The organism is Mesorhizobium onobrychidis, assembly GCF_024707545.1.
GTDB lineage: Bacteria > Pseudomonadota > Alphaproteobacteria > Rhizobiales > Rhizobiaceae > Mesorhizobium > Mesorhizobium onobrychidis.
Genome location: NZ_CP062229.1, coordinates 558,002 through 578,390, shown reverse-complemented (window position 1 = coordinate 578,390; position 20,389 = coordinate 558,002). Strand labels below are relative to the sequence as shown.

At 62.7% G+C, this 20,389-nt stretch carries 27 protein-coding genes and 1 tRNA gene; 17 read left to right on the top strand and 11 right to left on the bottom strand.

Going from position 1 to position 20,389, the window contains the following annotated elements:
• The first annotated feature begins 367 nt into the window (after positions 1 to 367).
• Together IHQ72_RS02790 and IHQ72_RS02785 are read left to right on the top strand one after the other, a co-directional pair.
• Complete coding sequence (locus IHQ72_RS02790; protein ID WP_258121048.1) at positions 368 to 541, top strand: MerR family transcriptional regulator; 174 nt, start codon at positions 368 to 370, stop codon at positions 539 to 541.
• Positions 541 to 1,788, top strand: a complete 1,248-nt coding sequence (locus IHQ72_RS02785) for a DNA cytosine methyltransferase (protein WP_258121047.1) — start codon at positions 541 to 543, stop codon at positions 1,786 to 1,788. Before IHQ72_RS02790 ends, IHQ72_RS02785 begins: the two co-directional genes overlap by 1 nt.
• On the opposite strand, the gene IHQ72_RS02780 is transcribed toward IHQ72_RS02785, so the two are convergent.
• From IHQ72_RS02780 to IHQ72_RS02770, 3 genes are all read right to left on the bottom strand, one after another.
• On the bottom strand, positions 1,757 to 2,230 hold the full coding sequence (locus tag IHQ72_RS02780) for a very short patch repair endonuclease (protein ID WP_258121046.1): 474 nt from the start codon (positions 2,228 to 2,230) through the stop codon (positions 1,757 to 1,759). The genes IHQ72_RS02785 and IHQ72_RS02780 overlap by 32 nt on opposite strands.
• A 23-nt stretch (positions 2,231 to 2,253) precedes the next feature.
• A tRNA-Arg gene (locus IHQ72_RS02775) sits at positions 2,254 to 2,330 on the bottom strand.
• A gap of 219 nt (positions 2,331 to 2,549) precedes the next feature.
• Positions 2,550 to 3,434: a D-alanyl-D-alanine carboxypeptidase family protein gene (locus IHQ72_RS02770; protein WP_258121045.1), complete on the bottom strand. Its 885-nt coding sequence runs from the start codon at positions 3,432 to 3,434 to the stop codon at positions 2,550 to 2,552.
• Positions 3,435 to 3,878: 444 nt separating this feature from the next.
• Between IHQ72_RS02770 and IHQ72_RS02765 the strand changes: the two genes are divergently transcribed.
• Both IHQ72_RS02765 and IHQ72_RS02760 read left to right on the top strand, forming a co-directional pair.
• On the top strand, positions 3,879 to 4,988 hold the full coding sequence (locus IHQ72_RS02765) for a hypothetical protein (RefSeq protein ID WP_258121044.1): 1,110 nt from the start codon (positions 3,879 to 3,881) through the stop codon (positions 4,986 to 4,988).
• Positions 4,989 to 5,303: 315 nt separating this feature from the next.
• Positions 5,304 to 5,924, top strand: coding sequence for a nucleoside triphosphate hydrolase (locus IHQ72_RS02760; RefSeq protein ID WP_258121043.1), 621 nt, complete (start codon positions 5,304 to 5,306; stop codon positions 5,922 to 5,924).
• Positions 5,925 to 5,950: 26 nt separating this feature from the next.
• Here IHQ72_RS02760 and IHQ72_RS36850 read toward each other — a convergent pair whose 3' ends face one another.
• From IHQ72_RS36850 to IHQ72_RS02740, 4 genes are all read right to left on the bottom strand, one after another.
• Positions 5,951 to 6,349 carry a hypothetical protein gene (locus IHQ72_RS36850; protein ID WP_309508755.1) on the bottom strand — a complete coding sequence of 133 codons (399 nt, stop codon included), beginning with the start codon at positions 6,347 to 6,349 and terminating at the stop codon, positions 5,951 to 5,953.
• 75 nt (positions 6,350 to 6,424) lie between these two features.
• Positions 6,425 to 7,129: a glutathione S-transferase family protein gene (locus tag IHQ72_RS02750; protein WP_258121042.1), complete on the bottom strand. Its 705-nt coding sequence runs from the start codon at positions 7,127 to 7,129 to the stop codon at positions 6,425 to 6,427.
• A gap of 89 nt (positions 7,130 to 7,218) precedes the next feature.
• Complete coding sequence (locus IHQ72_RS02745) at positions 7,219 to 8,427, bottom strand: beta-ketoacyl-[acyl-carrier-protein] synthase family protein (RefSeq protein ID WP_258121041.1); 1,209 nt, start codon at positions 8,425 to 8,427, stop codon at positions 7,219 to 7,221.
• Positions 8,428 to 8,431: 4 nt separating this feature from the next.
• On the bottom strand, positions 8,432 to 8,686 hold the full coding sequence (locus IHQ72_RS02740; RefSeq protein WP_095491223.1) for an acyl carrier protein: 255 nt from the start codon (positions 8,684 to 8,686) through the stop codon (positions 8,432 to 8,434).
• A gap of 208 nt (positions 8,687 to 8,894) precedes the next feature.
• Between IHQ72_RS02740 and IHQ72_RS02735 the strand changes: the two genes are divergently transcribed.
• The 4 genes from IHQ72_RS02735 (at position 8,895) to IHQ72_RS02720 (ending at position 10,763) form a co-directional block, all read left to right on the top strand.
• Positions 8,895 to 9,737: an urease accessory protein UreD gene (locus IHQ72_RS02735; RefSeq protein WP_258121040.1), complete on the top strand. Its 843-nt coding sequence runs from the start codon at positions 8,895 to 8,897 to the stop codon at positions 9,735 to 9,737.
• A gap of 28 nt (positions 9,738 to 9,765) precedes the next feature.
• Complete coding sequence (locus IHQ72_RS02730) at positions 9,766 to 10,068, top strand: urease subunit gamma (RefSeq protein WP_023801505.1); 303 nt, start codon at positions 9,766 to 9,768, stop codon at positions 10,066 to 10,068.
• Positions 10,069 to 10,079: 11 nt separating this feature from the next.
• A complete protein-coding gene (locus IHQ72_RS02725; protein WP_258121039.1) occupies positions 10,080 to 10,337 on the top strand; it encodes a DUF1272 domain-containing protein in 258 nt (85 codons plus the stop codon).
• A 120-nt stretch (positions 10,338 to 10,457) separates the two neighbouring features.
• The gene (locus IHQ72_RS02720) at positions 10,458 to 10,763 is read left to right on the top strand and encodes an urease subunit beta (RefSeq protein ID WP_258121038.1); all 306 of its coding nucleotides are present in this window, start codon (positions 10,458 to 10,460) and stop codon (positions 10,761 to 10,763) included.
• Positions 10,764 to 10,789: 26 nt separating this feature from the next.
• Here IHQ72_RS02720 and IHQ72_RS02715 read toward each other — a convergent pair whose 3' ends face one another.
• Both IHQ72_RS02715 and IHQ72_RS02710 read right to left on the bottom strand, forming a co-directional pair.
• Positions 10,790 to 11,284 carry a hypothetical protein gene (locus IHQ72_RS02715; RefSeq protein ID WP_258121037.1) on the bottom strand — a complete coding sequence of 165 codons (495 nt, stop codon included), beginning with the start codon at positions 11,282 to 11,284 and terminating at the stop codon, positions 10,790 to 10,792.
• 126 nt (positions 11,285 to 11,410) lie between these two features.
• Positions 11,411 to 11,794, bottom strand: coding sequence for a hypothetical protein (locus IHQ72_RS02710; protein WP_258121036.1), 384 nt, complete (start codon positions 11,792 to 11,794; stop codon positions 11,411 to 11,413).
• A gap of 178 nt (positions 11,795 to 11,972) precedes the next feature.
• Between IHQ72_RS02710 and ureC the strand changes: the two genes are divergently transcribed.
• The 8 genes from ureC to IHQ72_RS02670 all read left to right on the top strand — a co-directional run bounded on the left by ureC (position 11,973) and on the right by IHQ72_RS02670 (position 18,239).
• Positions 11,973 to 13,685, top strand: coding sequence for an urease subunit alpha (gene ureC / locus IHQ72_RS02705; protein WP_374120327.1), 1,713 nt, complete (start codon positions 11,973 to 11,975; stop codon positions 13,683 to 13,685).
• Between the two features lie 108 nt (positions 13,686 to 13,793).
• Positions 13,794 to 14,282: a DUF29 domain-containing protein gene (locus tag IHQ72_RS02700; protein ID WP_258121034.1), complete on the top strand. Its 489-nt coding sequence runs from the start codon at positions 13,794 to 13,796 to the stop codon at positions 14,280 to 14,282.
• A 41-nt stretch (positions 14,283 to 14,323) separates the two neighbouring features.
• Positions 14,324 to 14,917 (top strand): hypothetical protein, encoded by a 594-nt coding sequence (locus tag IHQ72_RS02695; RefSeq protein WP_258121033.1) that lies wholly within the window; start codon positions 14,324 to 14,326, stop codon positions 14,915 to 14,917.
• 151 nt (positions 14,918 to 15,068) lie between these two features.
• Entirely contained in the window at positions 15,069 to 15,647 is a 579-nt protein-coding gene (locus tag IHQ72_RS02690; protein ID WP_258121032.1) for an urease accessory protein UreE, read from the top strand.
• Complete coding sequence (locus IHQ72_RS02685; RefSeq protein WP_258121031.1) at positions 15,640 to 16,311, top strand: urease accessory protein UreF; 672 nt, start codon at positions 15,640 to 15,642, stop codon at positions 16,309 to 16,311. The genes IHQ72_RS02690 and IHQ72_RS02685 overlap by 8 nt, the downstream gene beginning before the upstream one ends.
• Positions 16,308 to 16,748: a DUF3995 domain-containing protein gene (locus IHQ72_RS02680; protein WP_258121030.1), complete on the top strand. Its 441-nt coding sequence runs from the start codon at positions 16,308 to 16,310 to the stop codon at positions 16,746 to 16,748. The genes IHQ72_RS02685 and IHQ72_RS02680 overlap by 4 nt, the downstream gene beginning before the upstream one ends.
• Positions 16,745 to 17,386 carry an urease accessory protein UreG gene (gene ureG, locus IHQ72_RS02675; protein WP_258121029.1) on the top strand — a complete coding sequence of 214 codons (642 nt, stop codon included), beginning with the start codon at positions 16,745 to 16,747 and terminating at the stop codon, positions 17,384 to 17,386. The genes IHQ72_RS02680 and ureG overlap by 4 nt, the downstream gene beginning before the upstream one ends.
• Before the next feature lie 85 nt (positions 17,387 to 17,471).
• The gene (locus IHQ72_RS02670) at positions 17,472 to 18,239 is read left to right on the top strand and encodes a class II aldolase and adducin N-terminal domain-containing protein (protein ID WP_258121028.1); all 768 of its coding nucleotides are present in this window, start codon (positions 17,472 to 17,474) and stop codon (positions 18,237 to 18,239) included.
• A gap of 51 nt (positions 18,240 to 18,290) precedes the next feature.
• Here IHQ72_RS02670 and IHQ72_RS02665 read toward each other — a convergent pair whose 3' ends face one another.
• Entirely contained in the window at positions 18,291 to 18,929 is a 639-nt protein-coding gene (locus IHQ72_RS02665) for an HAD family hydrolase (RefSeq protein ID WP_258121027.1), read from the bottom strand.
• Positions 18,930 to 19,189: 260 nt separating this feature from the next.
• On the opposite strand from IHQ72_RS02665, the gene IHQ72_RS02660 reads away from it, so the two are divergent.
• Positions 19,190 to 20,146 carry a sugar-binding transcriptional regulator gene (locus IHQ72_RS02660; protein ID WP_258121026.1) on the top strand — a complete coding sequence of 319 codons (957 nt, stop codon included), beginning with the start codon at positions 19,190 to 19,192 and terminating at the stop codon, positions 20,144 to 20,146.
• Positions 20,147 to 20,167: 21 nt separating this feature from the next.
• Here the strand turns inward: IHQ72_RS02660 and IHQ72_RS02655 are convergent, their stop codons facing one another.
• Entirely contained in the window at positions 20,168 to 20,353 is a 186-nt protein-coding gene (locus IHQ72_RS02655; protein ID WP_258121025.1) for a hypothetical protein, read from the bottom strand.
• Positions 20,354 to 20,389: the final 36 nt, after the last annotated feature.

Sequence of the window (20,389 nt, the reverse complement as noted above, 5' to 3'; positions counted from 1 at the left end):
CAGAGCCCTAAAAATTTTCGTAATATCCTCATCCGTGTAGTCATAGTTCGATCGATTCGCGAGATTTCCGATAAGCTGGATATCCTTGAGCGCCTTGGAGACTCGGGTGGATGCCAATCTTACAAATTTTGCTCTATCTTCTTCGCGTACCATATTCGCCTCCAGGCAAGTAACGATCGTACATATGACAAATGTACGACCATGCAAAGCGATATGTTGCAGTGCTAGGTAAGATGGGCCAGCGCGTGCGACGTCTTTTGGACGACCGCTCACCCGTTAAACGATTGTGACTCCAACGAAATTTCTTTTGCAACCATTGACTGCATTCCGATCATGAGTATGATTAAATATATTCACGGAGATACGTGTGTCGCGCGAGAAGACCTACTCCACGGACGGGGCCGCTAAGGAGTTGGGAATCTCGAAAAGCACCCTCCTGCGCTGGTTCCGGGAAAAGAGGATCGAAGATGTGAAGCGCGACAGAAATGGTTGGCGTGTGTTCACGTCTGCCGATATCAAGCGCATCAGGAAGGTACTGTGATGGGTGTTTCGGTCGGCAAGAGAGACGAGCAAAAGGCGGCAAAGATGCCGAATTTTCTCGCAGTCGATTTTTTTTGCGGTGCCGGCGGAACGACGCGGGGTCTGATCGATGCCGGCGGTTACGTGATTGCCGGGATCGACAAAGATAATCGCTGCCGCCTTACCTACGCAGAGAACAATTTCAACGAATCGGTCGACCATTCAAACTCACGGTTCCTCCACTACGACGTTTTCCCCGCAACCGAGGACTACCCAGGCGGGCAACAGGCAGAACTGTGTGCGGAGCTTGATTCGCTGCTGGGCTACTATCGGTCGAAAGCTCCAGCCACTCCGGTACTTTTTGCCATTTGTGCGCCCTGCCAGCCGTTCACCCGCCTTTCCCGGAAGAAACTGAGCGAAAAGCGCCGATTGGGAAGGGAGAAGGATCGTAGCCTGCTGACGGAAGCTGCCGAATATGTCGACCGCTACAAGCCTGAAATGGTGTTGTCCGAGAATGTTGCAGGTATCAAGGATGCCAAGTACGGAGGCATCTGGGAAGATTTCAGAGCGCGCCTCAATCAGCTGGGCTACGTGACCGGCTCGAAGGTGGTGTGCACCTCGAACTTCGGCATCCCTCAATTCCGCAAACGGTCGATTCTAATCGCAGTTCGACGCGACCTTGTCCGCGAAGAGCGTTTCGCCGATCTCATGGAAACCGAGCTGTTGGTGCCGGATTCCGATCCGAACGAAACTCTGGTTTCGGTGTCCCGTGCGATCGGACACTTGCCCCCTGTGGCCGCGGGCGAAGTCCATCCGGAAATCCCCAACCACAAGGCACGTTCGCTGAGCGAGCTGAACCTCATGCGTCTGTCTTCCGCCAAGCCCGGAGAGTCGAACGCCTATATGGCAAACACCCAATACGGCGACCTAACGCTCGACTGCCACCGCAAAGTCAACGAGCGTCTCAACGACCGCTGCTTCAGCGATGTCTACACCCGAATGCATCCAGATCGGCCGTCGCCGACGATCACGACGAAATGCCATAGCATTTCAAATGGGCGATTTGGGCATTTCGACACTAAGCAAGTTCGCGGGATTTCCCTTCGAGAGGCAGCCATCCTGCAATCTTTTCCAGATGAATACGTTTTCTATCCGACGGAGCAGATCGAGCCTGTTGCTCGCATGATCGGAAATGCCGTCCCTCCCAAGCTGGCTCGCTATTTTGCCGGGTACCTTGTCAACTCGATAGAACCGTCGCGCGTCCGCTGACGTCTGCCAAGTCTGCCAGCAGGGCATCGGTGTCGGCTTCGAGGCGGCATTCCCAGATGGTCACTACGCGCCAGCCTGCCGCCGTCAGGGCTTCCGAGTTGCGTCGGTCGCGGCCCATGGTTCTGTCGATCTTCTCTGCCCAGAATTCCGTGTTCGAAGACGGGCGCTTACCTCGCCTGCAATCGTGACCGTGCCAGAAGCAGCCGTTTATGAACACTGCAGTCCAGTATTTCGGCAGCACTATATCTGGTCGGCCCGGCAAATCTTTACGATGAACGCGGAATCGATAGCCGGCAGCGTGGAGGATCCGCCGAACATAAATCTCGGGACGCGTGTTCCTGCCTCGAATCAGGCCCATTATTCGCGAGCGAACTTCTGAGGAAATGCTGTCGACCATCGTCTGTACTATGGTTCCAGTAGGCTGGAAGAAAGCTTCGGCCATCGAGCGAGGCTGAGGCAAATCTATGGCGCACCCGACAGGATTCGAACCTGTGACCTCTGCCTTCGGAGGGCAGCGCTCTATCCAGCTGAGCTACGGGTGCTTTCGGGATCGACGATCCGGAAAACGAACCAGCCGGTGAACCGGCCAGCCACGGCTTCTTAGCGGAAGCAGGCGCAGGCTTCAACGGGCAAGTGGCAGACGTCGTAAAGTTGTCCCGCTAGGCTGTCGCATATGAGGTTCGCGCCGCATCCGGTCGCTGCGCGGCCTCGCAAGGGTCAGGACGTCCGTCATTTGAAATGCCCTGGCATTTCGTCAGCCCTCACTGCTCGGCATACAGCAACCGTGTCGTCGTGTTCGATGCCGGCGACAGGTTGCGCTGGATCAGCGCCTCGACATGGTCGTTGCGCTGGCGCGCGCTGTCGGCGCCCATCACCACGAGGATGAGCCGGCGGCCGTCGGCATCGTAGGAGGTGACGATGTTGAAGCCTGAGGCCCTGATATAGCCTGTCTTGATGCCGTTGACGCCGCGGACGCGGCCGAGCATGTCGTTGTGGCCGCGCACCAGCCTGCCCCGGAACATGAAGTCGCTTTCGGAGAAATAGTGGAAATGCTGCGGGAAGCGGGCGCGCAGCGCCACGCCGAGCACCGCCATGTCGCGCGCCGTCGTCAACTGGCCGGCGTCCGGCAGGCCCGACGCGTTGCGGAAGACGGTGCTGCGCATGCCGATCTGGCGCGCTTTGGCGGTCATCATCGCGGCGAACGCCTGTTCGCTGCCGCCGAGATACTCGGCGACGGCGACCGCCACGTCATTGGCCGATTTGACGGTGATCGCCCGGATCGCCGATTCGACATCGATCGCCTCGCCGCGCCTGAAGCGCAGCTTGGTCGGCGGCTGCCTGGCGGCGTTGTCCGAGACCGGGATCAGCGTCGTCTTGCTGATGCGGCCCTGCTCCAGCGCCTCGAACAGAAGGTAGAGCGTCATCATCTTGGTCAGCGACGCCGGATAGCGCGGCGCCGTCGAATTGGCCTCGAACAGCGTCTTGCCGCTGCTGGCATCGATGACGACAGCCGCATATTTCTGCGCCGGCGCCGGCACCGCCAGCATGGTCTCCGTCGGCGTCGTCGCGCAGCCGGCGACGAGCACCAGCAGCGCCAGCGCTGCGACAAATCTTTGGAGGAGCGGAAAGAGGCGCGGGTGGGACACTGTTTTGAAGGTAAGCCGTTGCTGAAACGAATGGGAAACTAGCGTAACCCAATGGCGCCGTCTATTTCGTTAACACCGGTCATTCACCACGCTCCTGGCGTTGGCGCCGCCCCTCACCTGCCTGCCGGCACCCTCTCCCCGTAGAACGGGGAGAGGGGCGCTGTCATCGACGGTTTCGCCAATCACCAGCCTTCGCAAGAGGGGTGCCGGCATTGCGGCCAGCCTCTTTCTCCCGTTTACGGGGAGAAATGCCCGGTCCACCCTCCGCAGCTGCAGCGCAGCTGCTGCGGAGGACGGGCAGGGCAATGAGGGGCAGCGCCGCCAGCCGGCAATGATCGCTCCCACAGGGTGCTCCGCTGTCTCTGACGTGAAATGCCCATCACCCAGCTTGCGCAACCGGCACCGAGCGGGTTTGCTGGCGCCGGCAGAATCAGCAGGTGCGCCATGGATACGCTCACGATCACGGCAAAAGGCATTTCGGTAACGGTCGATCTTGCCGTCGGCCATCTCGCCGACATGGCGGTCGATATCGACGGGCGGCGGCTAAAACCGCTGCATCGCGCGCCTTGGATCGACGAGCCGCGCGAGACGCTGCCGCAGGACCTGCCCGCCGGCACCGTTCGCCTGTCCGGCGATTTTCTCTGCGCGCCGTTTTCACGCAGCGATGTCGAGGAAGCACCCCTGCATGGCTGGCCGGCCAACAGCCCCTGGGATGTCGTCGCCTCCGAGGCGACTGCCGAGGGCTGGCGGGCCGTTTTCAGGCTGCAGCACAAGGTCATGGGCGCGACGGTCGACAAGATCCTCACCCTGCGCGACGACCATCCCTTTCTCTATCAGGAACATGTCTTTTCCGGCGGTTCGGGCGCGATTTCCGTCGCCCATCATCCGATGACGGCGATGAAGGACGGCGGCAGGCTGGCCTTCTCGCCGAAGCGATTTGCGGCAACGCCGGACGACCCGCTCGAGCCCGATCCGGCCCGCGGCCGTTTCCGCTTCGCCTATCCCGCGCGTTCCACCGACCTGACGCGTTTTCCCGCCGCCGATGGCGGCACGCTCGACCTGACCGACTATCGCATCGACCAGAGCCGAGAGGATTTCGTCACGCTGGTCGAGGCCGACCATGGCGGGCCGGGCTGGACCGCGCTGGCGCGGAAAGCGGAAGCCGATTTGGTGCTGGTGTTGAAGAACCCGGCCGAACTGCCGGTCACCATGCTGTGGATCAGCAATGGCGGGCGCGACTACGCGCCGTGGAGCGGCCGCCATCGCGGCGTGCTCGGCATCGAGGACGGTCGCACGGCGCTCGGCCATGCCGCCTCGCTGGGTGACAACTGGCTGAAGCGGGAAGGGGTGGCGACCGCCTTTGCCCTTGGCGAAGGCCGCAATGTCTCGTTCCGCCACGTCATCGGCGCCCTGCCTCAAGAAGCCGGCGGCGAGCCGCCGCGCGACATCGCCACCGCGCAGGGGCATATGCGCATTGCGGCTGCCGACGGTACAATGCGGGAAGTACCTTTCGACGGCGATTTCCTGAGGATAGGACAATCCCTGCCTGCCTAATTGGGCTGTGCGCAGGGCAATTGCTCATAGCGAGCGTTTGCGCCGCCCCTCACCTGCCTGCCGGCATCCTCTCCCCGTATAGTGACGGGGAGAGGGGCGCTCTCATCGACGGTTTCGCCAATCACCAGCGTTGCAGGAAGGGCGCCAACGTCGCGGCCAGCTCTTTCTCCCCGTCACTATACGGGGAGAAATGCCCGGCAGGGCAATGAGGGGCGGCGGCGACCTCGACAATTGGTCGATCTTCAATCCCGCGTTTGAATTTCCCGCGAACTATCGCCAAGATGCGATCCAAAACACCCAGCCAGAAAGGCTCCGATGTCCGAGACCGCTCATCTCGCCGCCACCATCTTCAAGCGCGCCGGCAAGGCGCCGCGCTTTGTCGTTGCCATCGCCGGTCCTCCGGGCGCCGGCAAGTCGACGCTGTCAGCCCGCCTGCATGAACTGCTGCCGGAAGGTGCGGCCGAAATCGTCCCCATGGATGGCTTCCATTACGACGATGCCGTGCTCGAGCAGCGCGGCCTGCGCGCGCGAAAGGGCGCTCCGGAGACCTTTGACTTTGCCGGTTTCGAAACCTTGCTGAAGCGCATCCGCGCGGCCGAGCCCGATATCGCCATTCCGGTGTTCGACCGCAGCATGGAGTTCTCTCGCGCGGCCGCTTCGATCATCGCCGCCGACACCAAGTTCATCCTGGTCGAAGGCAATTATCTCTTGCTTGACGAGGAACCCTGGTCGCGGCTGGCGCCGCTGTTCGATTTCTCGATCTTCGTCGATGTGCCGCGCGCCGAGCTCGAGCGCCGGCTGTTGGAGCGATGGCATGAGCATGGCCGCTCCGACGAGGACGCCCGCGCCTGGATCGCCTACAACGACATGCCCAACATCGACCGCGTGCTTGCCCGCCGCCGCCCCGCCGATCTGGTGATCGGCGATCACGCCTGATTTGCGGGACAGCCCGCGCCGGAACCTTAGGACTTTCCGGCCGTTATGTCAGATACGGCAATGATGCTGACATGAGGAAACTGTCCAATGGCAACTCCGATGGCAACCAACGCAAGAAAGCCTGCGCCCCGCAAGGGCAGGGCAACTCGATCAAAGGCAACTGAATCCAAGACAGGCGCTGGCCCGGCGGTCGCCGCCCGCTCCAAGGATGCGGCAAAGCCCACCTTTGGCAAGGCAGCACCGAAGAAAGTGACACCGACCGCAGCTAAGGCCACGGCAAAACCCGCCAAGCCGAGGAAATCGGCAAGCGGTGGCAGCTCCATGGCAGACAGTGCAATGCGCACGGTCAAAACGACGGCCAATGTCGCAGCGGGTGCGGTTGTCGCCACCGCCAGGAGCGCTGCATCTCTTGCCGCTTCCGTCATGGGCAAGGGCGGCTCAAAATCCAAAGCCAAGACAAAGTAGGCACAGCCTCTTCTCGGCGCCTGCGGCCTGTTGACCTAGCCCCGGGCGGGGATACTAAGACCCTTTTGCACCGCCGGCCGGGCAAGGCCGCGTTCCAGCCATGCCGCGACATTGCGAAAGTCGTCGAAGCCGACAAGCTCCCTTGCCTCGTAAAAACCGATCAAATTGCGCACCCAGCCCAGCATCGAGATATCGGCGATGGTGTAATCGTCGTCCATGATCCAGCTGCGGCCCTTCAGCCTCGCCTCGAGCACACCGATCAGCCGCCGCGATTCGTCGCGATAGCGCGCCAGCGGCCGCTTGTCGGCGATCTCGCGCCCGGCGAATTTGTGGAAGAAGCCGACCTGGCCGAAGATCGGCCCGATCGAGGCCATCTGGAAGAACACCCACTGGATCGTTTCGTAACGCCGCACCGGGTCGGCCGGGACCAGCTTGCCGGTCTTGTCGGAGAGGTAGAGCAGGATGGCGCCGGATTCGAACAGCCCGATCGGCTTGCCGCCCGGGCCGTCCGGATCGATCATCGCCGGGATCTTGCCGTTGGGGTTCAGCGACAGGAATTCCGGCGTCCAGCTTTCGTTCTTGCCGATGTTCACCGCATGCGCCTCGTATGGCAGGCCGAGTTCCTCCAGCGCGATCGACACCTTCACCCCGTTCGGCGTCGGGAACGAATAGAGCTGGATGCGGTCGGGATGGCTGGCCGGCCAGCGCGTGGCGATCGGAAAGGCGGACAGGTCGGTCATCGAAACTCCTGGGCGGGGATTTTTCGCGCGGCAGCGCGCGGTCGCGGCGAGTGGCAAGAGCTTCGCCCTATCGGATGATCCGGTTGCGGTCAGACCGCCTTGAACGCCAGCACCGCATTGGTGCCACCGAAGGCGAAGCCGTTGCTGATCGCCGCGCGCACCTTGCGCTCGCGCGCCATATTCGGCGTGATGTCGAGATCGCAATCGGCGTCGGTTTCGCGAAAATTGGCTGTCGGCGGCACGATGCCTTCGCGGATCGCCATCACGCAGGCGATCAGCTCCAGCGCGCCCGACGCGCCGAGGCAGTGGGCATGCATCGATTTGGTCGAGGAGATCGAAAGCCTGTGGGCATGATCGCCGAAGACGCGCTTGATCGCCGCCGTCTCGATCTGGTCGTTGGCCTTGGTGCCGGTGCCATGCGCATTGATATAATCGATGTCTTCCGGGTTGAGCCTGGCATCGACGAGGCAGAAGCGCATCGCCGCCTCCGGCCCTTCGATGGTCGGCGCGACGATGTCGGAGGCATCGCCGGAAAGGCCGGCGCCGGCAATTTCGGCGAGAATCGTGGCGCCGCGCGCCATGGCATGCTCGTAGGTTTCCAGCACAACCATGCCGGCGCCTTCACCGAGCACCAGGCCCTGGCGATCGGCCGAAAACGGCCGGCAGGTGTCGGGCGCCAGCACCCGCAGCGCCTCCCAGCCTTTCAGGATGCCCCAGACCAGCGGCGCATCGGTGCCGCCGGCGAGCATGACATCGGCGCGGCCGAGCCTGATCTGGTCGACCGCCGAGGCAATGGCGTGGTTGGACGAGGAGCAGGCCGAGGTGATGCCGAAGACCGGCCCGCGCAGGCCGAGATTCATGCTGACATGGCCGGCCGCCGCGCCCGGCATCACTTTCGGCACGGTGAAGATGCCGGTGCGGTTCTTGCCTTCGAGCAGGATGGCGCGATAGCTCTCTTCGATCGCCTCCCAGCCGCAGACGCCGACGCCGACGATGGCGCCCATCCGGTAAGTGTTGGCTGCGTGCGGGTTCAGCCCGGCTTGTTGCGCGGCCTCCCGCGCGGCGATCGTCGCCAAAAGGCTGAAGCGGTCCATCGACACGACCTGCTTGCGGTCGATACCGTGATCGGGAAGCGTCCTGATTTCGCAGCCGACCCTGATTTTCAGGTCATGCAGCTCCGAATTGACGATCGGGCCGATGGCCGAGCGGCCGGCGCGCATCTCGCCCCAGATCGCGGGCACATTGGTGCCGAGCCCGCAAATGCCGCCGATGCCGGTAATGACGACGCGCTTGTGCATTCAGTCAGGCTTTTTTCGCGATCAGCGCGCGAACCGCCTCGACCATGTCGCCAACGTTCTTCAGGTTGCTCCAGGCATCGACCGTGTTCATCTCGATCTCGATGCCATACTGTTCCTCGAGGTCGAAGATGATCTCCGTCAGTTCCAGCGAATGAATGCCAAGTGAGGTCAGTTCGGTGCTGGTGGTGATTTCTTCGCCACCGGGCTCGGCATGCGCCTTGATCTTCGCGATGATGTCCGTTGCCAGCTGGTCAGCCATTCGGTTCCTTCCCCAACCTTGTCGTTTCTCGGCGCCAACTGATCGGCGCCTGTTTTTCCCCAGGCTCAAATCGTCATCATCGCCTTTTATCCCGCTGGGCGCTGTGTGACCGTACCAAGACGGCTCCTCTATAGAAACCGAAACGTTGTCAAGCAACAAGCTATATGTCGACAAAGCCGGCGGAGTGCTTAACGTTGGCGCCATGGACATGGATATGATCGAACGTGGCCTGACCTTTGTGCCGTCGGCCCAGCGCGTCGCCGGAACGGCGCGGCTTGCTTGTGACAAGGATGGCGGCCGCACGCGTCTTCGGCGGCTTTATCAGGATGGTTCCGCCAAGATCCGCATGCCTGCCGTCTCGGCCGATCCGCTCGAAGCCGTCCTGATCAACACCGCCGGCGGGCTGACCGGCGGCGACCGCCTCGGCTGGGAGGTCGAAGTCGGCGCCGGCGCCTCCGCCACCATAACCACCCAGGCCTGCGAGAAGGTTTACCGCGCCGCATCCGATCGCGCCGAGGTGCGGGTGAAGCTGACCGTCGGCGCCGGCGGCCGCATCGCCTGGCTGCCGCAGGAAACCATCGTCTTTGATCGATCGGCCTTTGCCCGCAGGCTCGACCTGGAGCTTGCCGCCGGTGCCGAGGCGCTGGTGCTCGAGGCGACCGTCTTCGGCCGCCTCGCCATGGGCGAACGCGCGGCGCATGGCAGCTTCCACGACCGCTGGCGGGTCAGCCAGGACGGAGCCCTTGTTCATGCCGAGGATTTCCGCATCGGGCCCGGCATTGCCGCCATTCTGGGCCGTTCCGCCGTGGCCGGCGGCGCCATCGCCATGGCGACGGTGCTGATGATCTCGCCGCGGGTGGAGGCTTTTCTCGATCCGGCCCGGGACATTATCGGCGGCCAGGGCGACGCCAGCGTCTGGAGCGTGAAGAAATCTGGCAAGCTTCTTGCGAGGCTGTTTGCCGAGGACGGCTACCAGCTCCGCAAGCGGCTGGTTCCGCTCGTCGAATTGCTCAACGGACGGGCGGGTCTGCCCAAATTATGGTCACTCTGATTCCGATTATGTCATTCCTGGGATACGCATGAACCTGACGCCAAGGGAAAAGGACAAGCTGCTCATCGCCATGGCGGCGATTGTGGCGCGCAAGCGGCTCGAACGCGGCGTCAAACTCAATCACCCGGAGGCGATCGCCCTGATCACCGACTTCGTCGTCGAGGGCGCCCGCGACGGCCGCCAGGTCGCCGAGCTAATGGAGGCCGGCGCCCATGTCGTCACCCGCGCGCAGGTGATGGAGGGCATCGCCGAGATGATCCACGACGTCCAGGTCGAGGCGACGTTTCCCGACGGCACCAAGCTGGTGACCGTGCACGAACCGATAAGGTGAGGAGAGGAAAGATGCTTGAACTGCGCCCCAACTGCGAATGCTGCGACAAGGACCTGCCGCCTGAGGCGACGGATGCGCTGATCTGCACCTTTGAGTGTACCTTCTGCGCCGACTGCGCGGCAAACGTGCTGGGCGGCGTCTGCCCGAATTGCGGCGGCAATTTTTCAGCGCGCCCGATCCGCCCGGCAGCGATGCTGACGAAACATCCCGCCTCGACAAAGCGCGTCCTCAAGGCCGAAGGCTGCGGCCCGGCCCGCAAGGCCGCGTGACGGCACGATCCTGACAACGGAAGGCATATCGATGGTCCCCGCAACGATCAAACGCACGTCGCTCTCGGCGATCCTGCTTCTCGCCGCCGGTCTCGCCTTCGGCGTGCTGTGAGGCTGGCGATGATCCCGGGCGAAATCATCACGGCAGGCGGCGAGATCGAACTCAACAAGGGCCAGCCGACCGTCACCATGAAAGTGGCCAACAGCGGCGACCGGCCGGTCCAGGTCGGCAGCCACTACCACTTCTTCGAGACCAATGAGGGGCTGAAATTCGATCGCGACAAGGCGCGGGGCATGCGCCTCGACATCGCCGCCGGCACGGCGACGCGCTTCGAGCCCGGCCAGGAGCGCGACGTCACTTTGGTGCCGCTCGGCGGCAAGCGGGAGGTCTACGGGTTCCAGCAGAAGATCATGGGCGCGCTGTGAGATCCAGCGCGTCGAGCAGTTTCCGCTCAGCTGGGCGGCTTGGCCGCGGCGTAGATGACGACCTTGCCAGGATCATCGAATTCCACGGCGAGAACGTCTTCGGTCAGCACGCGTCGAGAGTCGATGGCGTTGAACAGCAATGCGTTCGCCTCGATCTCCTCGCGCAGTTCCGCAATGTCGTCCTGATGCTGCTCGACCTTGCTTGCTATCGCCGGCGGCAGACCGCCTTCCGTGCGCGCGGCGTCGGTGAGGAACACGATATCGACTTTGTCGAGCTTGGATGTCTTGCGCACCGTACCGATGTTTTCACGCGTCCGGTCGATCGCCGTGGCGACTTTGCCGGCTTCCACAGCCGTGTTGGTCTCTTCCTGGCCGACCTCCGAGCCGATGATCTTGTTGACCGTATCCGGGCCTTCCAGACCCTGTGCATTCAGAGCGGCCTGGGGAACGCTCGCCGCGAGAAACGCAGTGGCGGCAATCATATGCAGCCATCTGGTGTCGGGGAAGGTGGTGATCGCCATCGCTCGCTTTCAGAGACTCTTTCGAGACTCGTTACTACGCCAAAAAGTCGAAACGTATTCTGCCCTGCGAAGGTTCCCTCCCCGATGCGGCAGGCCGGCCTTGTGCCGGCCCGCCACAGCGTATCGTCAGCTCGCTTTCTTGGTGATCAAGGTCAGCGAGCCGTTGGCATCCATGCTGGCGGCGATCACTTGCGCCGAGGTGAGTCCCTTGGCTTCCAGCGCGGACTTGACCTGGGGCGTCGCGTCAATCGAGCTGCGCAATTTCTGCAGCCCGTCCTCGCCGCGCTTGGCGATCACTTCGTTGACCTTCGTCTTCGTTTCCTCCGGCAGTTCTTCGATGTCGACGACGTTGACGGTCTGAATCGCCGGCGCTTCCGGCTGGGCGCCGGGTGCCGCGGGAGCGGGCGAAGCCGGCGGCTCGCCGGGTTGCGGCGCCGGCTGTTGCTGGGCGCTGGCAGCGGTCGCGAGCAGGAGGGTGGCGGCGGCTGCGAGACTTATCGTTTTGCGCATGGATCTTCCTTTCCATCGATTGGCGAACGGTCGTTTTGGGGTGACCCGGCCACCTCAAACGTTAAATGGGATCGGAAGGTGTCGCTCAGCGGGTCATTGCGTGACCATAGGATGGCGACAATGTGGGGCCGGGCTTCGACCGGCTGTGTTTTTTGCCGTATTTCGGGAGCAATCGCTGATGGCTAGAATCACCCGCGCCGCCTATGCCCAGATGTACGGCCCGACCGTCGGCGACAAGGTGCGGCTTGCCGATACCGAACTGTTCATCGAGGTCGAAAAGGATTTCACCCTTCATGGCGAAGAGGTGAAATTCGGCGGCGGCAAGGTCATCCGCGACGGCATGGGCCAGAGCCAGGTATCCCGCGCCCAAGGCGCGGTCGACACCGTCATCACCAATGCACTGGTTGTCGATGCGTCAGGCGGCATCTTCAAGGCCGATATCGGCCTCAAGGACGGACGCATCGCCGCGATCGGCAAGGCCGGCAATCCGGACATGCAGAACGGCGTCACCATCATCATCGGCCCCGGCACCGAGATCATCGCCGGCGAAGGCAAGATCCTCACTGCCGGCGGCTTCGACGCGCATATCCATTTCATCTGCCCGCAGCAGATCGAGGAGGCGCTGATGTCAGGCATCACCACCATGCTCGGCGGCGGCACCGGACCGGCGCATGGCACGCTGGCGACGACCTGCACGCCTGGGCCGTGGCATCTGGCGCGCATGATCCAGTCCTTCGACGCCTTCCCGATGAACATCGGCCTGTCGGGCAAGGGCAACGCGTCCTTGCCGGCCGCGCTTGAAGAGATGGTGCTGGGCGGTGCCTGCTCGCTGAAGTTGCATGAGGACTGGGGCACAACGCCCGCGGCAATCGACTGCTGCCTGTCGGTCGCCGACAACTACGACGTGCAGGTGATGATCCACACCGACACCCTGAACGAATCCGGCTTTGTCGAGAACACGGTCGCGGCGATCAAGGGCCGCACCATCCACGCCTTCCACACCGAAGGCGCCGGCGGCGGCCATGCGCCCGATATTATCAAGGTTTGCGGGCTGCCCAACGTCATCCCGTCCTCGACCAATCCGACCCGGCCCTACACCGTCAACACGCTGGCCGAGCATCTCGACATGCTGATGGTCTGCCATCATCTGTCGCCGTCGATCCCCGAAGACATCGCCTTTGCCGAAAGCCGCATCCGCAAGGAGACCATCGCCGCCGAAGACATTTTGCACGACATCGGCGCCTTCTCGATCATCTCGTCCGACAGCCAGGCGATGGGTCGCGTTGGCGAAGTGGCGATCCGCACCTGGCAGACCGCCGACAAGATGAAGCGCCAGCGTGGTTCGCTGCCGCAGGAGACCGGCGGCAACGACAATTTCCGCGTCCGCCGCTACATCGCCAAATACACGATCAACCCGGCCATCGCCCACGGCCTGTCGAACGAGATCGGCTCGGTGGCGGTCGGCAAGCGCGCCGATCTGGTGCTGTGGAACCCGGCCTTCTTCGGCGTCAAGCCTGAGATGGTGCTGATCGGCGGCATGATCGCCGCCGCCCCGATGGGCGATCCCAACGCCTCGATCCCGACACCGCAGCCCATGCACTACCGGCCGATGTTCGGCGCCTATGGCAAGGCGATGACCAATTCGTCGGTGACTTTTGTCTCACGGGCGGCGCACGATGCCGGCCTGCGCGGCCGGCTCGGCGTCGACAAGCAGATGGTCGCCGTCGAGAACACCCGCGGCGGCATCGGCAAGCATTCGATGGTGCTCAACGACGCCACCCCGCATGTCGAAGTCGACCCCGAAACCTACGAGGTGCGCGCCGACGGCGAATTGCTCACCTGCGAACCGGCCACGGTGCTGCCGATGGCGCAAAGGTACTTTTTGTTTTGATCCCTTACCATCGCCTTGGCGGCTGAGCGTCAAATATCGATGCCTCAGTTGTCCTAGGCTCTCACGTGCCGTTTTGCGATTGTCTCGAAATTGGGGCATGATGGGCTCATGAACAGGATTGATCGTCTCAGGGCCCTCACTCCCTACGAAGCGGACTACGTCCAGTGGTGCGCCGAGCAAGGCGCGTTGTTGCGCGAAGGTCGTTTCTCCGACCTCGATCGTGAGAATCTTGCCGAGGAGATCGAGAGTTTGGGGAGAAGTGACAAAAGAGAAATTCGCAGTCGGATGGAGGTGCTGCTTGCACATCTCCTAAAATGGGAATTCCAACCGGGCCATCGAAGTCATAGTTGGCAGTCGTCAATTTCCGAACAGCGCATCTGGATCGGAAACATCATCAAAGACAGCCCGAGTCTTCGCCGATACCCGGCTCAGATTTTCGACCAGGCTTACGGGCATGCGGTGCTTGTCGCGGTCAGGGAAACGGGTCTCAGGAAATCTCACTTTCCAGGCGAACCTCCATTCACATCCAAGCAGGCGCTCGATGAACGATTTTGGCCGGGCAACCCACTTTCGATGGGCGATTTCCTGCGGGATTAGCTGGCTTCTTCTTTAGCGTGTTCCTTGCCAAGGGGTAGCTAATGAACCAGCAACTCCCTTACGCCCACGACATCTTCCCGCACATCCGCATCGTCATGGGCATGGTGATCGGCCTTGGCGTCACGCGGCTGCTGTCGGGGCTGGCCCGCATCGTCCAGCATCCGGGCCAATACCGGCTCTATCCGGTGCATCTGGCCTGGGTTGTGTCGGTGCTCTTGATGCTGGTGCATTTCTGGTGGTGGGAGTTCGGCCTGTTCCAGATCGAGACCTGGACCTTCGGCAAGTACCTGTTCATCATCTTCTACGCGGTCACGCTGTTCATGCTCTGCGCGCTGCTGTTTCCGGACTCGATGCTGGACTACACCAGCTACGAGGATTTTTTCTATTCGCGCCGCGCCTGGTTCTTCGGCCTGCTGGCGGCGACCTATCTGCTCGACGTGATCGATACGCTGCTGAAAGGGCCCGAGCATTTCGCCCGCTTCGGCGTTGAATATTTGTTCCGTACGCCGGTTTTCGTGGCGCTTTGCGTCATTGCGATGCTTGTCCGCGATCGCCGCTTCCACATCGCCTTTGTCGCCGCCGCCCTCATCTACCAGATATCGTTTATCCTGCGGCTCTTCGACACGATCGTCTGACTACAGTGCCGCGCGTCCTTTCGGAGGCGTAAAGGACGCTGTAGAAACTTGATTTGACGCATGATCCTTTCCGAAATCGAATTCGGGGCATGCGCTGGCATTGGGCCGATGTTCGGGATGGTCTAGGCTTTTTGGAAAGGCAGGTTTTTACATGAAGCTCAACATCCACACCGACTTCACCAAATTTCCGCGCGCCGTCTCGGTGCTCGCCGCCGGCCAAGCGGGAGCGGTCACGCCATATGATCGTGCCGTGCTTGCCCATGACGAGCGGCATCTGCGCCGCCGCGCCATAGAAACTTCAGGCGGCGACAAGGTGCTGGTCGACCTGCCCGAGCCGGTTGCCTTGAACGATGGCGACCGGCTGGTGCTGGAGGATGGCCGCCATATCGAGATCATTGCGGCCGAGGAACCGCTCTACGATATCCGTGCCAGCGGCCCTGTCCATCTGGCCGAGCTTGCCTGGCATATCGGCAACCGGCATCTTGCCGCCGCCATCGAGGCTAACCGCATCCTCATCCTGCGCGACCATGTCATCAAGGCGATGCTGGAAGGGCTGGGTGCGACCGTGAGCGACGTTTCCGAGCCGTTCAAGCCGGTGCGCGGCGCCTATTCCGGGCATGGCGGCCATGGCCATGCTCATGCCGAGGCGCATGCACACAGCCACGCCGAAGCGCATTCCCATACCCATAGCGAATCGCATTCCCATAGCCATTCCCACGACCATGACTGACCAGCCTTCCAGCATCGCTTTGCTGCGGCTGATGGCGTGGCTGTCGCCTGCCTTCCCGGTTGGCGGCTTTTCCTACAGCCATGGTCTCGAACAAGCCGTGCATGCCGGGCTGGTTGCCGACAGCAAAGACCTTGCCGCATGGCTGGAGACGCTGGTCGAGATGGGCTCGGGCTGGAACGATGCCGTGCTGTTTGCCGAAAGCTGGCGGCGCGCCCGCGAGGCTGGCAATCTCGCCGAAATCGCCGCACTTGCCGAGGCCCTGGCCGGCTCGCGCGAGCGCCATGCCGAGACCATGCTGCAGGGTGCCGCCTTCCTGAAGGCGGCATCGGCCTGGCCGTGTCAGGTGCTGGACCGTCTGCCGGCCGAGTGCGCCTATTGCGTCGCCGTCGGCGCCGTTTCTGGCGGCAACGCCATTGCCCTGCAGGATGCGCTCTCCGCCTTCCTGCAGGCCCTCTTCTCCAATCTGGTCCAGGCCGCGATCAGGCTTGGCGTCGTTGGCCAGAGCGGCGCCACCGCGCTGCTCGCCGGCTTCGAGCCGCTGGCGTTGGCGACGGCGTCCCGTGCCTCCAATTCGGAGCTTGACGACCTCGGCGGCTGCGCCTTCGTCTCCGACATCATGGCGATGAAGCACGAAACCCAGTATTCCCGGCTGTTCCGCTCATGATCGTCCTTGCCTTCGCGCTCTCGCTCGTTCTGCTGCTGATCACCACGCTGCATGTCTATTGGGGTATTGGCGGGATCTGGCCAGGCAGGGACGCTGCCTCCTGCGCCCGCGCGGTGGTCGGCTTCCGTGGCGTCGACGAAATGCCGGCGCCCTTCGCCAGCTTTGCCGTTGCTGCCTGTCTCGGCCTGGCGACGCTGTGGCCGATGGCACTCGAAGGCGTGTTTGCCACGCCCTTTCCCAAGGCTGGGCTCGCCGCCACAGCGATGCTCATCGCGCTGGTCTTCCTGGCGCGCGGCATTGCCGGTTTTACGCCCTGGTGGCGTCGGCTGGCGCCCGAACAGCCTTTCGCGCGGCTCGATGTCAGCTATTATTCGCCGCTGTGCCTGTTGATCGGGCTCGGCTTTGCCATTCTTGCCATCACGGAGTTCCCCAGATGACACAAGCCAACGGTCCTCTTCGCATCGGCATCGGCGGCCCCGTCGGCTCCGGCAAGACAACGCTCACCGAAAAGCTCTGCAAGGCGCTGCGCGACGAGTTCTCCATCGCCGTGGTCACCAACGATATCTATACCAAGGAAGATGCCATGATGCTGGCCCGGCTTCAGGCGCTGCCCGAGGATCGCATCATGGGCGTCGAAACCGGCGGCTGCCCGCACACCGCCATCCGCGAGGACGCCTCGATCAATCTGCAGGCGATCGCCGAGATGACCAAAAAATTCCCGGATCTCGATATCGTCTTCATCGAATCGGGCGGCGACAATCTTGCCGCCACGTTTTCCCCCGACCTCGCCGATCTGACGCTCTACGTCATCTCGGTCTGCCAGGGCGAGGAGATCCCGCGCAAGGGCGGACCGGCGATCACGCGATCCGACTTCCTGGTCATCAACAAGAGCGATCTCGCGCCTTATGTGAACGTCAATCTCGACGTCATGGAGAGCGATGCCGCCCGCATGCGCGGCAAGCGGCCGTTCGGCTTCACCGATCTGTCGCGCGGCAAGGGGCTGCAGGAGGTGATCGATTTCATCGTCGAGCATGGCGGGCTTAGGGTCGACGCCGCCAGAAGCACTGCGGCGTGAGGCAAAGTGCTCGTCTGCACCAACCGAAACCGGTTGCGCGCATCCGCGGCGCGCGGCATCCTTGTTTCTTTCACGGAGGTTTTCGATGAGCATCGCCCGCCTGCAGAAGGAAATGCTGACCAACCTGCCCTTCTACGAGGAGCGCGTCGATCTGGCTTGCGCCTTCCGCTGGACGGCACGGCTCGACATGCACGAGGCGGTGGCCAATCATTTCTCGCTGGCCGTCAACGATGACGGCTCGCAATTCCTGATGAATCCCAACCAGATGCATTTCTCACGCATCAAGGCGAGCGACCTGCTGCTGATCGACGCCAACGATCCCGGCACGCTCTCCGGCCCGAATGCACCCGACCCGACGGCATGGGGCCTGCATGGCGCCATCCATCGCAATGTGCGTCATGCGCGCTGCGTCATGCATGTCCACTCGATCCACGCCACGGTGCTCGCTTCGCTCGCCGACTCGACGCTGCCGCCGATCGACCAGAACTCGGCAATCTTCTTCAACCGTCACGTCGTCGACGGCCATTATGGCGGGCTCGCCTTCGAGGAAGAGGGCGAACGCTGCTCGCAGCTGCTCACCGATCCGAAGGTCAAGGTGATGGTCATGGGCAACCATGGCGTGCTGGTCATCGGCGATAGCGTCGCCGACACCTTCAACCGCATGTTCTATTTCGAACGCGCCGCCGAGACCTACATCAAAGCGCTGTGGACCGGCCGCCCGCTGCGGGTCCTGTCGGATGAAATCGCGGAGAAGGCAGCAACGGAGCAGGAGGACTATCCCGGCCAGGCCGAGCGGCACCTTTCCGAATTGAAGGCGATCCTCGACGAGCAGGAGCCGGTCTACCGGCACTGATGTCCAGCATGATCCCGAAAAGTGGAAACCGGTTTTCGGGTAGGATCATGCTTAAAATGGAAGCCCCAGCTCAGCCCGCAATTCGTCGGCGCTGTTGATGACGATCGCACCGGGCGGCCCTTCCATGGGCACTTCCGGCCAGAAAATCGTCCTCATTCCCGCCGCCAGCCCCGCCGTGGCGCCGGTCACGCTATCGTCGACGGCCACGGCATCGGCCGGATCGACACCGGCCAGCCATGCGGCGCGCAGGAACGGTTCGGCATGCGGCTTGCCTTCGCGCACGTCGTTGCGGCTGACCGTCTTCATGCCGGGATAGAAAAGACCGACCATGCGCAGATTGGCGTCGACGACCAGCCGGTCGGAATTGGAGACCACCGCTTGCGCCACGCCAAGCGCGCGCAGCTCGTTATAGATCTCGATCGCGCCGGGGCGCGGCTTCAGCGTCTCGGCCATCGGCAAATAGTGGTCGTATTTACGCACGATCCAATCGTCGAAGGGCAGGTCGAGGCCGAACTCGTCGCGCAGCATTTCGTAGACCGGCCATGCGGCAATGCCGAGCACCCGCTCATGCAGGTTGGGCGGCGCCGCGATGCCGACGCTGTGCAGCGCTGCTATCAGCGCCGCCTCGTGCAATGGCTCGCTGTCGACCAGCGTGCCGTCCATGTCCCAGAAAACCGCTTTCGGCGTCATGCGAGGCTCCTTTGTCCGAGTCCCTTAAAGGGTTTGCGTCGGGAGATAAACCGCCGCGCCTGCCTGCACCGGCATTACGGGAGTTCAAAAATTGCCGCCTTCAAAAATTGTTTGGCTACAATTATCCACTCGAAGCACCACAGGCACATCGAGCGCTTACCTAAGCAATTGCTCTGGCGGTAGGCAATTGCGCACAAGCGCATTTCGCCGTAAAAGTAAGGCGCTCCCGCCTCGATGCTCGGGGGCAGGGAGGCAGCAAGTTGAATTCCCGGCAGGATAGCGGCGGCAACAGGCTGGACGACGCGGCGCGCGCCGGCTGGCTCTATTATGTCGCCGGCAACACGCAGGACCAGATTGCCTCGACGCTCGGCGTCTCACGGCAGACGGCGCAGCGGCTGGTGTCGCTGGCGGTGTCGGAAGGGCTTATCAAGGTCCGTGTCGACCACCCGATCGCCAATTGCCTCGACCTCGCGGCCCGGCTGAAATCGCGCTTCGCGCTCGATCTGGTCGAGGTGGTGCCGAGCGATCCCGCTTCCTCCTCCACCATCGGCGTCGCCGTGGCGGCGGCTGCCGAGATCGAAAGACGGTTGCGCTCGCCGACGCCGATCGTCATGGCGATCGGCACCGGCCGCACGCTGAAGGCGGCGATCGAGCAGCTGCCGCCGATGGAATGCCCGCAGCACAAAATTGTGTCGTTGACCGGCAACATCTCGCCCGACGGTTCGGCGGCCTTCTACAACGTCATCTTCACCATGGCCGACAGGGTCAAGGCGCGGTCCTTCCCAATGCCGCTGCCGGTCATCGCCTCCTCGCCGGCGGAGCGCGAGATGCTGCTCAGCCAGCCGATGATCCAACCGACATTGGCGCTTGCCGCGGAAGCCGACGTCACCTTCGTCGGCATCGGCGATCTCGGCCCGAAGGCGCCGCTTTATGAGGATGGCTTCATTTCGGAGAGTGAATTGAAAGCGCTGCAAAAGGCCGGCGGTGTCGCCGAGATCGTCGGCTGGGTGTTCGATCGCGAGGGCCGGATGATCGAGGGCATCACCAATGACAGGGTGTCGTCGGCATCGTTGCCGTCGCGTGAAAAATCGCTGGTGATCGCGCTCGCCATGGGCGAGCGGAAGCTGCCGGGCATCCTTGCGGCTGTCAATCGGCGGCTGGTCAACGGCCTCATCACCGACGAGCGGACCGCCGCCGCTTTGCTGGCGGCCAGCTGATCAGGGATAAGTCCAGCAAGGCTATTTGTGCCGGCCACAAGGATCGTTGCCATCGAGAAAACCCATGTCGCGCTGTAGATGCGGTGGCAATTCCCTGATGTCGAGATAGGCCCGTTTCCTGGCTCCGTGCCGAGCCAACCCACGCGCCAGCCGCAAAAACCAGCCTTGGCCGGGCGTCGAAAATAGCTTTTCCTGTACAATGGTCATGATCGTCAGCCTTCGTTATGTCTGGCGCATGACTCC

Excerpts from the sequence above, each read along its gene's own strand:
- IHQ72_RS36850 (WP_309508755.1), bottom strand. The coding sequence starts at position 6,349 with ATGACGGAAGCGGCAAGAGATGCAGCGCTCCTGGCGGTGGCGACAACC.
- IHQ72_RS02740 (WP_095491223.1), bottom strand. The coding sequence starts at position 8,686 with ATGGCTGACCAGCTGGCAACGGACATCATCGCGAAGATCAAGGCGCAT.
- IHQ72_RS02700 (WP_258121034.1), top strand. The coding sequence starts at position 13,794 with ATGAACAGGATTGATCGTCTCAGGGCCCTCACTCCCTACGAAGCGGAC.
- IHQ72_RS02750 (WP_258121042.1), bottom strand. The coding sequence starts at position 7,129 with ATGACCGACCTGTCCGCCTTTCCGATCGCCACGCGCTGGCCGGCCAGC.
- IHQ72_RS02780 (WP_258121046.1), bottom strand. The coding sequence starts at position 2,230 with ATGGCCGAAGCTTTCTTCCAGCCTACTGGAACCATAGTACAGACGATG.
- IHQ72_RS02725 (WP_258121039.1), top strand. The coding sequence starts at position 10,080 with ATGCTTGAACTGCGCCCCAACTGCGAATGCTGCGACAAGGACCTGCCG.
- IHQ72_RS02670 (WP_258121028.1), top strand. The coding sequence starts at position 17,472 with ATGAGCATCGCCCGCCTGCAGAAGGAAATGCTGACCAACCTGCCCTTC.
- IHQ72_RS02745 (WP_258121041.1), bottom strand. The coding sequence starts at position 8,427 with ATGCACAAGCGCGTCGTCATTACCGGCATCGGCGGCATTTGCGGGCTC.
- IHQ72_RS02665 (WP_258121027.1), bottom strand. The coding sequence starts at position 18,929 with ATGACGCCGAAAGCGGTTTTCTGGGACATGGACGGCACGCTGGTCGAC.
- IHQ72_RS02765 (WP_258121044.1), top strand. The coding sequence starts at position 3,879 with ATGGATACGCTCACGATCACGGCAAAAGGCATTTCGGTAACGGTCGAT.
- IHQ72_RS02695 (WP_258121033.1), top strand. The coding sequence starts at position 14,324 with ATGAACCAGCAACTCCCTTACGCCCACGACATCTTCCCGCACATCCGC.
- IHQ72_RS02715 (WP_258121037.1), bottom strand. The coding sequence starts at position 11,284 with ATGGCGATCACCACCTTCCCCGACACCAGATGGCTGCATATGATTGCC.
- IHQ72_RS02735 (WP_258121040.1), top strand. The coding sequence starts at position 8,895 with ATGGATATGATCGAACGTGGCCTGACCTTTGTGCCGTCGGCCCAGCGC.
- IHQ72_RS02655 (WP_258121025.1), bottom strand. The coding sequence starts at position 20,353 with ATGACCATTGTACAGGAAAAGCTATTTTCGACGCCCGGCCAAGGCTGG.
- ureG (WP_258121029.1), top strand. The coding sequence starts at position 16,745 with ATGACACAAGCCAACGGTCCTCTTCGCATCGGCATCGGCGGCCCCGTC.
- IHQ72_RS02690 (WP_258121032.1), top strand. The coding sequence starts at position 15,069 with ATGAAGCTCAACATCCACACCGACTTCACCAAATTTCCGCGCGCCGTC.
- IHQ72_RS02785 (WP_258121047.1), top strand. The coding sequence starts at position 541 with ATGGGTGTTTCGGTCGGCAAGAGAGACGAGCAAAAGGCGGCAAAGATG.
- IHQ72_RS02760 (WP_258121043.1), top strand. The coding sequence starts at position 5,304 with ATGTCCGAGACCGCTCATCTCGCCGCCACCATCTTCAAGCGCGCCGGC.
- ureC (WP_374120327.1), top strand. The coding sequence starts at position 11,973 with ATGGCTAGAATCACCCGCGCCGCCTATGCCCAGATGTACGGCCCGACC.
- IHQ72_RS02730 (WP_023801505.1), top strand. The coding sequence starts at position 9,766 with ATGAACCTGACGCCAAGGGAAAAGGACAAGCTGCTCATCGCCATGGCG.
- IHQ72_RS02685 (WP_258121031.1), top strand. The coding sequence starts at position 15,640 with ATGACTGACCAGCCTTCCAGCATCGCTTTGCTGCGGCTGATGGCGTGG.
- IHQ72_RS02720 (WP_258121038.1), top strand. The coding sequence starts at position 10,458 with ATGATCCCGGGCGAAATCATCACGGCAGGCGGCGAGATCGAACTCAAC.
- IHQ72_RS02680 (WP_258121030.1), top strand. The coding sequence starts at position 16,308 with ATGATCGTCCTTGCCTTCGCGCTCTCGCTCGTTCTGCTGCTGATCACC.
- IHQ72_RS02710 (WP_258121036.1), bottom strand. The coding sequence starts at position 11,794 with ATGCGCAAAACGATAAGTCTCGCAGCCGCCGCCACCCTCCTGCTCGCG.